A 12,051-nucleotide genomic window follows, 5' to 3' on the forward strand; every position below is an offset into this window, starting at 1 on the left:
TGGATTTAATTCCGTTAAATCCAGTTAAACCAGTTACGGCGGAATCGTACGTTCCGCATGCGAAGCGCCTGGCGGATGTGCGGGGGAGAACTTCCGGCGGCCCCGTCCGTTGAGAGTCGCCATGACCCTTCCTGTCCCGAGGACGCTCCGCGTCCTGCTCACCCTGGGGGTGGCTTCCTCCCTCGTCCTGCTGTCCCCGCGCGTGGTCTCGGCCCGTTCGGAGCCTCGCGACAGTCTCGGCACCGCGAACCGGTTCACGACGCATGTCAGCACCGACAAGCCGCTCTACCGTCCCGGGGAGCAGGTGCTGGCGCGCGGCCTGGTGCTCGAGGCCTTCAGCCGCAAGCCCCACACGGGCACGTTCATGGCGCAGGTGGAGATTCGCGGGCCCAAGGGGGACGTCATCACCCAGGGCACGGTGAGCACCCGGGACGCGGTGTGGGGTTATGCGTGGCCCGTTCCCGCCGGGCAGCCCGGTGGCGAGTACACCCTGCGCGTCAGCCACCCCTGGACGGGCACCGCGCCCACGGAGCGGAAGTTCGACGTGCGCGCCTACCGGGCGCCCCGGCTCAAGTCACAGATTGAGTTCCTCCGGGATGGGTACGGGCCGGGAGACACCGTCACCGCGACGCTGGAGGTGAAGCGCGCAGAGGGCGGCGTGCCCGAGGGCGCGAAGGTGATGGCCACCGCGCTCCTCGACGGCGCCACCGTGGCGCAGGTGCCGTGCACCGTGGACGCGAAGGGGCAGTGCACGGTCCGCTTCCCGCTGCCGAAGGCCATCGAGCGCGGCGAGGGGACGCTGGCCTTCACCATCGAGGACGGCGGCGTGGTGGAGACGGCGGCGAAGACCGTCCCCATCCTCCTGCAGACGCTGGACCTGGCCTTCTACCCGGAGGGCGGCGACCTGGTGGCGGGGCTGGCCTCGCGCGTCTACTTCGAGGCGAGGACGCCCGCGAGCAAGCCCGCGGACCTGATGGGTGCGGTGGTGGAGGTGGGCTCCGGTCAGGTGGTCGCTTCCGTGCGCTCGGCGCACGAGGGGCGTGGCCGCTTCGAGCTGACCCCCAGGGCCGGGGCGCGGTACGCGCTGCGAATCGATGCGCCGTCCGGCATCCGGAAGACCTTCCCGCTGCCGGAGGTGAAGGCCTCGGGCGCCGTCCTCCGGGCGCGTGAGGACGTGGTGGGCGCGGGCCGGCTGGTGAACCTCGTGGTGGGGCTGACCGGGGTGGAGCGCGCGACGGTGACGCTGAGCCAGCGAGACCGGCGGGTGGCCTCCGCGGTGATGACGCAGGCGGGCCCGGTGACGCTGGACCCGGGTGAGGCGGACGGCGTGCTCATCGCCACGGTGTGGGACGCGAACGGGAAGCCCCTCGCGGAGCGGCTGGTGTTCCGCCAGCCCGAGAAGCAGGTCACCGTCGAGCTGAAGGCGGACCGGGAGCGCTACGTGCCCGGCAGCCCGGTGCGGCTCACCGCCCGGACGACGAAGGATGGCAAGCCCGTCTCCGCACTGGTGATGCTGACCGTCACCGATGACGCCGTGCTGGAGCTACTGGAGAAGCGCGATCAGGCGCCGCAGCTCCCGGTGATGGTGCTGCTGGAGCCCGAGGTGAAGGAGCTGGCGGACGCGCAGCTCTACCTCGACCCGAAGAACCCGAAGTCCTCCGTGGCCGTGGACCTGCTGCTGGGCACCCAGGGCTGGCGGCGGTTCGCGGTGGCCAACACCTCGCAGTTCCTCTCCCGCCATGGCGACGCGGGGATGCGCGTCATCGCCACGGGCTTCGCGGTGCAGCGTCCGAAGCCGGTTCGCCGTCCCAGCTTCGCCGCGAGCGGCAGGGGGCAGGCCATGCCCGCCGCCATCCCCGAGATGGTGAAGGAGCTGGAGGCCGAGCCGCAGCTGGAAGGCGCCATGGATGACTTCGCCATGGCGGGGGCTCCTGTCCCTCAGGCGGCGCCTCCGGCCCCGGTCGCGCAGCTGGCTGAGAAGCCCATGGCGCCGCCGGCCGAGGTCGAGGCGAAGCAGGACCTCGCGCCAATAGAGGAGGAGGCGCGCGCGGTGGGGGCCGTCATGGAGCGTCGCAAGGCGAAGCGGGAGGACTGGCGCGAGCAGGACGAGCAGCGGCCCATGTCCTACGTCCGTGAGTACGCGCACACGGTGCGGCCGGGCCGCAAGCCGGGGGACCGGCTCGACTTCGCGGAGACGCTCTACTGGAACGCGGGCGTGCGCACCCACGCGCAGACGGGCGAAGTCCAGGTGTCCTTCGGCCTGAGCGACTCGGTGACGACGTTCAAGGCGTTCGCCGGCGCGGTGGGCATGGACGGCGCGCTCGGCTCGGCGGTGGCGGAGCTGGAGTCGGTGCAGCCCTTCTACGCGGAGCCGAAGCTGCCGCTCGAGGTGACGTCCGGTGACGTGGTGCGGCTGCCGGTGGCGCTGGTGAACGGGACGGAGTCCACGCTCGCCGGGGCCGGCGTGAAGGTCGAGCTGAAGGGCGACGTGAAGGTGACGGGCAGCAAGCCGCTGGACCTGGCCTCGCGGGCGCGGGGCCGGCAGCTCTTCTCGCTGGAGATTGGCCAGGAGGCGCGGTCGGTGGACGTGAAGCTCACGGCGAGCGCGGGCAACTACTCGGACGTCGTCACCCGCACGCTGTCCATCAAGCCCCGGGGCTTCCCGGGCCGGGAGTCCTTCGGCGGGCTGCTGTCGTCCAAGAAGCCGATGGCCCACATGGTGGTCCTCCCGGAGAGCGTGGTGCCCGGCAGCGTCCGGACGTCCATCACCGTGTACCCGGGCCCGCTGGCCAACATGACCGAGTCGCTGGCCCGGCTCATCCAGGAGCCCGGCGGCTGCTTCGAGCAGACCAGCTCCACGACATACCCGATGACGATGGCGCAGCAGTACTTCCAGTCGCACACCGGCGTGAGCCCGGCCCTGGTGGCCGACGCGCGCGAGAAGCTGGAGCGCGGCTACCAGCGGCTGGTGGGCTTCGAGACGAAGGAGCGCGGCTACGAGTGGTTCGGTGAGAACCCGGGCCACGAGGCGCTGACGGCGTTCGGCCTGCTGCACTTCATGGACATGCGCCAGGTGCGCGACGTGGATGCGGCGATGCTGGAGCGCACGCGGGCGTGGCTGCTGGCGCAGCGGGACGGGCAGGGGGGCTTCTCCCGCAAGCGCCGCGCGCTGCACGTGTGGGTGGAGGACCCGGACACCTCGAATGCCTACATCACCTGGGCGCTCCTGGAGAGCGCGGGTCAGCCGGCGGCGCAGGCGAAGGAGCTGGCGCGCGAGGTGGCCGCGGTGAAGGCGGCGGCGAAGACGAGCCAGAACAGCTACGTGCTGGCGCTGGCGGCCAACGTGCTGGCGCTGGCGGGGGACGGCGCGGAGGCGCGGGCGCTGATGGCGCGGCTCGCGACGCTGCAGGGGGCGGATGGCGTGGTGGCGGGAGGGACGCAGTCCATCGTCGGCAGCTCCGGGGACACGCTGAACATCGAGACCACGGCGCTCGCCACGCTGGCGTGGCTGCGGGAGCGCTCGCACGTGGGGAACGTGGAGCGCGCGATGAAGTTCCTGGCCGAGTCGAGCGACGGTGGGCGCTACGGGGCCACGCAGAGCACGGTGCTCGCGCTGCGCGCCATCATCGCCTACGACAAGCAGCGCGCGTCGGGGCTCGCGCCGGGCCTGGTGCGCGTCTACGTGGAGGGGCGTCCGGTGGGGGAGCCGGTGCGCTTCGATGGTTCCTCGCAGGAGGCGCTGAAGCTGCCGGACGTGTCCGCGCTGCTCGGGCCGGGGGGGCGCCGGGTGGAGCTGCGGATGGAGGGGGGCGCGGAGCTGCCGTACTCGGTGGAGGTGACGTACAGCGCGCTCGTGCCGGACAGCTCGAAGGACACCCAGGTGGCGCTGGAGGTGGCGATGGCGAAGACGTCCCTCACCGAGGGCGAGCCGACGGAGGCGCGGGTGATGATTGCCAACCGCACGGGCCAGCGGCTGCCCACGGCGGTGGCCATCTTCGGGGTGCCCGGGGGCCTGGAGGTCCGGCATGACCAGCTCAAGGAGCTGGTGAAGCGCCAGGTGGTGGATGCGTACGAGGTGCTCGGGCGCGACGTCGTCCTCTACTGGCGGGGCATGGAGCCGCGCAAGCGCATCGAAGTCCCGCTGTCCCTGGTGGCAGCGGTCCCCGGCACGTACACGGGTCCGGCGAGCCGCGCGTACCTCTACTACGCGGACGAGCACAAGACGTGGAGCGAGGGTCTGAAGGTCTCCATCCTCCCGAAGCAGTAGCCCGGTGTTGCTTCCCACGAGCAGCCTGGCGGCCGGCCGCACGTCTCCCTCCGCCAGCCTGCTCCGTCACAACACCGAGAGGAGTGCTCCTTCCGCTGAGCCAACAGGGGGGAGCATCCATGAAGAGCAGTCTGGGGAGGGCCCGGCGGTGGGTGGGCCCGGGACTCATCGCCGTCTTGCTGGGCGCCTGCGCCCACACGGAGAAGGCCGCGGAAGAAGTCGACGAGCAGCTCTCCGAGGTGGAAGCAGTCTTCAGGGAGGACGAGGCGGAGGCGACCGGAGCGGCGAAGCGCGATGGAGGCGGGGAGGGGGCCACCCGGCCCAGCCGCCAGCGCCCGAAGAGCTTCTCGCGCGAGTGGTATGTGAGCACCTCGGGTTCGGACCAGGCCGCGGGCTCGAAGCAGGCGCCGTTCCGCACCATCGGCCGGGCCCTGAAGGCGGTGGGGCCCGGTGAGGCCATCCGGGTCCTTCCAGGGGAGTACAAGGGGAGCGTCGTCATCGACGGTGGCGTGAAGGCGGGGAGGGCAGACGCGCCCATCACCCTGCTGGGCACCCAGCACCCGAAGATTGTCCCGGGCGCGAGCGGGGCCGTGGTGCAGATCCGCAAGCCCTTCTGGGTCGTCGACGGCTTCGACATCGACGTGAAGGGGCAGCCGCGCTTCGCGGTCGTCTTCGAAGGGAACACCGAGGGCTCCGTGCTGGCCGGCTCGCGCATCCACCATGGCGCGCTGGGTGGCGGCGTCACCACGTACGGTGGGGCGCGCAAGGTGACCATCGAGGGCAACGACATCCACCACTTCCGGAAGAAGCCGAAGGGCGACTCCCACGGCGTGGTCGTCCAGGCGACGTCCCGGGACATCACCATTCGCGACAATGACATCCATGACAACTCGGGTGACTCGGTGCAGTGCCTCAAGCCGGACAGCGCCTCGGTGACGCCCGCTCGCGGGGTGGTGGTCGAGGGCAACCGGCTCTACTCGAACGACGAGAACGCGGTGGACATCAAGACCTGCAGCGACGTCGTCGTGCGAGACAACGACATGCACGGCTTCAAGAAGTCCCCCAGCTCGGCGGGAGAGGCCGTCGTGGTCCACTACTCCGCGAAGAACGTCCGCGTGGAGGGCAACCGCATCTCCGACGCGGGGCGGGGCATCTCCATCGGAGGCGTGCGGGACGGTGGCCAGCCCAGCCCGTCCGACGTGGAGGTGAAGGGCAACCGCATCAAGGACATCTCCAACAGCGGAGGCAGTGACGGGGTCGGCATCCGCGTGGAGAACGCGCGCGGGGTGCGCGTGCTCGGCAACAGCATCGAGGGGACGGACGGCTACGGGATGATGCTCGGGCTGGGCGCCAACAACGCGCCCAGCGAGAACCTGACGGTCCGGGAGAACGAGGTCCGCGGCCGGAACCTCGTGAGAATCGGCCAGCGGCGTCCCGGGCTGCGGATGGACCAGAACCGGTACGGCGCTGGTGGGCGCTTCAAGGCGGACCCGAAGGAGACGAACGACTTCGCCGAGTGGAAGCGGCTCTCGGGAGTGGACGAGCGCTCGGACGTGCTTCCGTGACGGCTGGCGCGGCCGCTACCGGGTGAGGTTCACCTCATAGGTGCCATCTCCCGACGTGGCCGTGCCCGTCACCCGGGTGCTGCCGCTCTTGCGGCGCACCTTGCCGGTGCCGTCGTCCTCGATTTCGCCTTCCATGGTCAGGTTCAGGGTGACGTTGCCCTCCAGGTCACCGGTCATCTGGAAGGCGCCCATCAGCGTTCCGCTGAAGGTGCCGTTGGGGATGTTGCGCAGCTGGAGGTTCAGCTCCGGCTGCGTCGCCGTGTCGGTGCTGGACGCGTAGGTGATGTTCACCGGGTCCTCGTCGCCGCCCACGGCGACCTCACCGTCGGAGTAGCCGGCCATCCCCACGCGCAGGCGCATGCCCTTGTTGGCGGAGGAGCCCTGGTCCACCTGCCCACCGATGATGAGCGTTCCGGCGGCATCCCCAGTCGCGGACTGGGGCGGGATGTTCGCGCTCGACGCGGCGTTGAAGCCGGCGAAGCCGAGCTGTAGGGACTTGGTGATGGACTCGTCGAGTCCCAGGTAGGCGCGGCGGGCCTGCTCGTCGGAGCTGAGCTCGTCATCACCACAGGCCGTCAGGCCTGCGGACAGGAAGAAGGAACACGCGACTGCGGTCACCACGCGAGAAAGAGCTGAGTGCATCTCGTCTGTCTATCGCATCGGACCGGACCTACACCAAGCGCCTGCGCCCCTCTGGAAAGTGAGGCTTGGGTGTGGCCGAAATGCACGACAAGGGGTCCATTCCCGCGCACGGCCTCGCGGGAAATCCAACACAGCGCAACCCGCTGGCGTGACCTGCTGCCGGGCGGGCGGGGAGGCCCTTCGAGGCCCCTGGGCAGGCTCCATCGTGACGCGCACCTTGAGCGCGCCTCACTCATACTCAATGGAGCGATGACATGGCGACGACTCCCAAGAACCCCGACTTGTCCACCAACCCTGGCGACCTGAACCGCGGCCTGTCTACTGGTGGCCCGGGTGATGACCTGTCGAATGGCCGTGGCGCAACCCGCCCTCAGGACGCTGCCGGCAGGCAGACCTACGGCCTGGGCAGCGGCCTGGGCAGCACCACGGGTGGTACCCGCGACTTCTACCGCGAGGCGCTGGCACGTGGGGCGAGCAGCCGGGGGCGCGAGGACTTCCGCTACTCCGACCGGCGCGAGGACTACGGCAGCAACCTCCGCGGAGAAGTTGGCCCCTACACCAACGAGCGTGTCGGCATGCAGGGCCGCGAAGAGAGCTGGCGCGAGCAGCCCCGGCGCTACGAGCAGGCAGGCGAGGGCTACCGCGGCTCCGAGGGAATGCGCGGACAACAGACCTACCGCAGCGAGGAGTGGAACGCGCAGCGCCCCACGGAGCGGTATGACGTCCCCTACGAGGGCCGTGGCGAGGAGCACTCCGAGCGCGGTGGCCGGCCCAGCGGGCGCACCATGGCGCTTGCCGCCGCGGGGCTGGGCGCCGCTGGCGTGGGCCTTGGCTTGATGCGCCGCGGCCGGTGGGCGAAGGAGCCCCTGTGCGCGAGGGACGTGATGAGCCGCGGCGTGAAGACGGTGCTGCCCGAGCAGACGCTGCGTGAGGTGGCTCGGCTGATGCGCGAGGAGAACGTGGGCATCGTGCCGGTGACGGACCTGCAGGGCCGGCTGCTCGGCGTGGTCACCGACCGCGACCTGGTGGTGCGCGCGATGAGCGAGGACCGCCTGCCCTCCCAGGTGCGCGTGACGGACATCATGTCCTCGGAGGACCTGGAGGTGGCCACCCCGGACGACTCCGTCCATGACCTCATCGAGCTGATGGGCCGCAAGCAGGTGCGCCGCATCCCGGTGGTGGAGCGTGACAACCGCCTCGTGGGCATCATCGCCATGGGGGACATCGCCACGCGCGCCGAGTTCGACGAGGAACTGCAGGATGCGCTCGAGCGCATCTCCTCGCGCCGCTCCTTCTGGTCCCGCCTCGGCTGAGACGGCGCTGACTGACCGCGGCAGGTAGAAAGACAGAGGGCCTGGAGTCCCGAGGTTTTCCCTCTCGATTCCAGGCCCTTCTACTGGCGAGGCGTACGGGCCCTTCGCGCGGCACCTGAATTCTCTCGCCGGCCCATGCGGTCCATCAGGGAAGAACGCAGCGGCAGCGCGGGTCTTCTGGGGCACCGTGCCGGCTTGGGGCCTCAACAGCCCATCCTCTCGAAGCACCGGAAGCTCGGCCTCCGCGCCTCGGGAGACGACGGACCTGCACCCAGGCGGCTATGCAGCTGGCGCAACCAGTCGTTTCTCCGTCACGCGACCGATGAGCTCAATCGATCGCCGCTCCAACTCCCGGAATGATCTCGCACCGGCGCTTCTCTCGGAGCGCTTGCCGGTGAGATCTTCGACGATCTCATCGATCGCGCTGAGCTCGGAGTCGTAGAAATCCAAGAGGAAAGACTCGAGCTGGGCCCAGACCTCAACCTGAACCGACAAGGCGGAGTCGCGATAGGCGGAGCGCACCCCATCTCGCGCATCCCGAAGCTGAAGCCGGTATTGGTCCTGCTGCCGCTCCTCCGCGATTTGAGCGACGACGGCCAGAACGCCTCCGACTGCGGCAATCACTCGACCGGCGTTGCCGAGCGTCCTGGCGACCTTGACCGCGCCCCAAGGCTGGAACTCCACGCCGAAGAACTTGCCGACGTTGTAGACGACTTGATGGGCTTGGCTGCCTTTCGCCGCAGTCGCCGAGCCGATCGCTGCGCCCTCCGCCGCTGGCCCCGTCGCCCAACGCGCAGCCCAGCTACCGATGTTGTTCGCGACGTCGCCGACCTTCTTCGCTTTCGCGGGCCACTCGGCGAGAACCTCCTCCTTGGGGCGTGCGTGCCAGGAAGGGGGGGCGAACTCTCCCACGAGCGTACTCGGACCTCCAGGCAACACGCCGTCAACCTGCCCACGGAGCTCGCGCGCGAGTACACTGTCCCGAAGAGCCTCCAGCTGACGGCGAAGGTCTCCGAGCTCGGCTTCAACACACTGACGCGCTTCCTCGGACAGGGCCGCACTGCGCGCGCTCGCCCGCTTCTGGGCATCCACGTGACGCGACTCGACATCCTTCTCGCTCCTCCCAGGCTCGATCGCCTCGGCCACCTCGTCTCCGTACTTACCGATGTCGGCGACTGCTCGGCCAATGACCCCTCCCATCGCCGTGCGGAGTCGGGCGCGTGATGCCAGGAGGATGCCTCGCTTGCGGTGCAACAACTCGAGCGCGGCGCGCTCCTCGGGGATGTCGGTGGACAGGAGGGCGCGCCCCTGCTCAGCGAGCCCACGCATCGCGAAAAGTGGCGCCGAGAGCCTTCCCACCAGCCCTCGCTCCGCGATGAATGCGTTGAGCGCCTCGATCAGCGCTCCAACGTTTGCAATTTCGAGAAGGTCTGCCCGGTCCTGGCCATGAGCGCTCTGGGCGTCGAGCCAGGAGCGAGCGTCGATGAACACCCCTCGAAAGTCCTCCACCGTAAGGGGAGCGGTGACCTTCTCGATATCTACGCGCTTCGTCTCCGACGTGCCCGGATCCTGGCCCATCTTGTTGACCACCAGGAGCATCCGCCGAGCGTGTTGACGCGCGAACGCGAGCTCGCGGAAATGACGCCCAATGGTGTCGTCGAAGAGCTCGTTGGTCACCACGAAGACCAGCAGGTCCGCACGGTCGATGGCAGCGTAGGTCTTCTCGTCATGATCCGCGTAGCCCGCGTGGATGCCAGGTGTGTCGAGCAGACGAACGCCGTGCCATTCGTAGGCTGTAACCGCATCCGTGCAGACGTCGGAGTCGATGACGATGTCCTCACGGCCGGTCAGCACGCGCAGAATCGTGGACTTCCCCGCGTTGTACTGGCCGACGAACGCGATGGTCAGCGGTGGGGCGTCGCTCGTTGCTCCAACGATGCGAATGCCGTCGACCTCACGGCAGAGGCCACGAACCTTCGGGTCCTCGGAGCGCGCAACCGCTTCACGAAGCTCACGCTGGAGCTTCTGCATGGCGGCGAGGACCGTGCCGAACTCGAATGACGCGTTGTCAGTCATGTATCTATGACTCCTCGGGGATGACCTTGATACGCACGCCCACCAGACGGCTAGCGAGGGACACGTTGCTTCCGCTCCGCCCGATGGCCTTGCCAACCTCACGCTGCGGAACGCGCACCAGGGCGCGCTGTGTGGACAGAGAGACCTTCGCGGGCGATACCACCGCCGGGCGCAGGGCGGACGCCACCTGCTGCACGGCAGGGCCGTTGGGGATTCCATCGACCCACTCACCAATCGCGATACCCACCTGCTTGCAGAACCGGTCGTCCTCCCGTTCGTCCTGCCAGAGGAACTTCGTTCTCACGCCCGGATCGCGAACGACCCGCGCCAGACGCTCTTCGGGCACGGGTGTGCCCACGAATTGCCCCGTGCGAACGAGCAGCCTGCGATTGAGGTGCTCCAGGATGGTTCCGACTTCCCGGGCGCCTTCGTCGAGTGTACGCGCGACGTCGAACATGCCGGTGTAGAGTTGCCGGGTGTCGTTCCGGATGCCGCGCACAAGGCGGCTCGTGATGCTGTCGTAGAACCACTTCTTCAGTGCCCCCGCGACCTGGCGCTCCAATTCGTCGATGGAACCGCGAAGCTGCTCAGCGGCTTTCGCCTTCTGGCGCTGAAGCTTCTGCTCGCGGTCCCCGAAGAGCCAGGAGAGACCGAGGGCCACGACGCCAACCGCGCCCGCGACCCAGCCCACGGGGTTCCAGAAGTTGCCGCCCCCGAGCCAGAAAGCTACCGAAGCAACGCCTGCCAGTGCGGCTCCACCTGCGGACAACCGGCGCAATGTGCGCTTCACGTCCCACGGATCGAAGGTGGAAGGCCCCATGGCGTCGAACGCGGCAACGAGCTTGGACTCCACCGACATTTCGCGTGAGAACTCCGTGAGGCGCCCACGGAGCTCGTCGAGGATGACGGACTGCTGCCGTTGGAGCCAGTCATCGACCTTCAGTGCCTTGACCTTGCGCCTCCAGCGGGCGGCGACGTCTTCTCGCTCGATGTTTTCATCGACGAACGCCGACACCGTGCCGCGAAGTGGCTGAACAAGCTGCGTTGCCTCGGTTTCGGCTCGGGCGTTCGCCGAGCGAACGAACCCGTCGAGCCAGATGTCGAGCTCCCCGAACTTGTCCTTCAGGTAGTTCGCCGCACGCTTCACCGTCTTCGCCTGCTCGCTCAGCTCTTCTTGGAGGTCGAGGAGAGAGACGAGAGTGCCGTCAACGACGGTCTGCACGCGGCGGACGGTTCCCCGGTGCTGGACCTCAGCCTCGAGCGCCGTCAGGAGCTCCCCGAGTCTGCTGTGCTCGGCCAGCACATCGGCGTACTTCTGGTGCTCGGGGCGGGTCGAAAAGTACGCAGCCTGTGCGTGGATTGGGATGACACGGATATTGCGCATGCCCAGGAGCTCGCCAGCGAGCCTGTGGACACGGTCGATGTGCCCCTGCATCTCCGCGTCCTCGATGACCGAGCGCGGGTCCGCGAGGAAGCGCCGCATGAAGACCGGCTTCTGGAGATCGCGCTTCACGTTGAGCACGAACAGCATGGGCTTGTTCTGGTGCCGCAAGGCCTGCATGCCCTTGAACGACTCCTCTTGAATCCCGTCCGAGCTGACGAGAAACAGGACCACGTCGGTCTCATCAATGACCGAGAGGGCAAGCGCGCGGTCCTCGTCGCCCTCGTAGGCTCCGATTCCCGGCGTGTCGATGATGCGAAGGGAGTTCCACGTGTACTCCCTGACGTCACGCGTCGTTCGCTGAGCTCCGTTTCCGATCGTGGAGCCGTCGCCTACCGTGAACGCCTCGCGGATCGTGCTCTTGCCGGCCATGGTCCGCCCGAAGAGCGTCACCGTGAAGTGGTTGAGGGCGGCATGCTTCGCGTTGAGCCCGGCCCTGGTCGATCGGAGCGAGCTGGAGAGCGTTGCTTCGAGCTTCGCCTCGAGTTCCTGAAGCCGCGCGCGCGCATCCTCCACGGCCGCACCGTCGGCTGGCGACCGCCGCGCGATGGTCGCGACTGAGGCCTTGAGCCGAACGCCAAGCTGCTCCGCATCGTCCAAGGCCGCCTTGGCGACCGAGAATTCCTCGCGCGCTACCCGCGAGCACGCGTCCAACGCGCGGCGGTACGTGCCGCCACGGTCCCCCGTCCGGAGATGGTCTCTCTTGGGCGTACGGTCTTCCAAGTCCCCTCTAGGGCCGGGCCATGG

The 12,051-nt window shown here is 68.8% G+C and carries 6 protein-coding genes; 3 read left to right on the top strand and 3 right to left on the bottom strand.

Going from position 1 to position 12,051, the window contains the following annotated elements:
- The first annotated feature begins 121 nt into the window (after positions 1-121).
- Both LXT23_RS45130 and LXT23_RS45135 read left to right on the top strand, forming a co-directional pair.
- Complete coding sequence (locus LXT23_RS45130) at positions 122-4,267, top strand: MG2 domain-containing protein (RefSeq protein WP_253986721.1); 4,146 nt, start codon at positions 122-124, stop codon at positions 4,265-4,267.
- A 119-nt stretch (positions 4,268-4,386) separates the two neighbouring features.
- Positions 4,387-5,832 (top strand): right-handed parallel beta-helix repeat-containing protein, encoded by a 1,446-nt coding sequence (locus LXT23_RS45135; protein ID WP_253986722.1) that lies wholly within the window; start codon positions 4,387-4,389, stop codon positions 5,830-5,832.
- A 15-nt stretch (positions 5,833-5,847) separates the two neighbouring features.
- Here LXT23_RS45135 and LXT23_RS45140 read toward each other — a convergent pair whose 3' ends face one another.
- A complete protein-coding gene (locus LXT23_RS45140) occupies positions 5,848-6,453 on the bottom strand; it encodes a hypothetical protein (RefSeq protein WP_253986723.1) in 606 nt (201 codons plus the stop codon).
- Between the two features lie 275 nt (positions 6,454-6,728).
- Here LXT23_RS45140 and LXT23_RS45145 point away from each other — a divergent pair, with 275 nt between their 5' ends.
- Positions 6,729-7,787: a CBS domain-containing protein gene (locus LXT23_RS45145; RefSeq protein WP_253986724.1), complete on the top strand. Its 1,059-nt coding sequence runs from the start codon at positions 6,729-6,731 to the stop codon at positions 7,785-7,787.
- Positions 7,788-8,066: 279 nt separating this feature from the next.
- On the opposite strand, the gene LXT23_RS45150 is transcribed toward LXT23_RS45145, so the two are convergent.
- Both LXT23_RS45150 and LXT23_RS45155 read right to left on the bottom strand, forming a co-directional pair.
- A complete protein-coding gene (locus tag LXT23_RS45150) occupies positions 8,067-9,863 on the bottom strand; it encodes a GTPase (protein WP_253986725.1) in 1,797 nt (598 codons plus the stop codon).
- Positions 9,864-9,867: 4 nt separating this feature from the next.
- Positions 9,868-12,027 carry a GTPase gene (locus LXT23_RS45155; protein ID WP_253986726.1) on the bottom strand — a complete coding sequence of 720 codons (2,160 nt, stop codon included), beginning with the start codon at positions 12,025-12,027 and terminating at the stop codon, positions 9,868-9,870.
- Positions 12,028-12,051: the final 24 nt, after the last annotated feature.

The organism is Pyxidicoccus xibeiensis (assembly GCF_024198175.1).
Taxonomy (GTDB): domain Bacteria; phylum Myxococcota; class Myxococcia; order Myxococcales; family Myxococcaceae; genus Myxococcus; species Myxococcus xibeiensis.

Bases quoted from the DNA above. Each gene is read 5' to 3' on its own strand.
- LXT23_RS45130 (WP_253986721.1), top strand. From the start codon at position 122: ATGACCCTTCCTGTCCCGAGGACGCTCCGCGTCCTGCTCACCCTGGGG.
- LXT23_RS45135 (WP_253986722.1), top strand. From the start codon at position 4,387: ATGAAGAGCAGTCTGGGGAGGGCCCGGCGGTGGGTGGGCCCGGGACTC.
- LXT23_RS45145 (WP_253986724.1), top strand. From the start codon at position 6,729: ATGGCGACGACTCCCAAGAACCCCGACTTGTCCACCAACCCTGGCGAC.
- LXT23_RS45150 (WP_253986725.1), bottom strand. From the start codon at position 9,863: ATGACTGACAACGCGTCATTCGAGTTCGGCACGGTCCTCGCCGCCATG.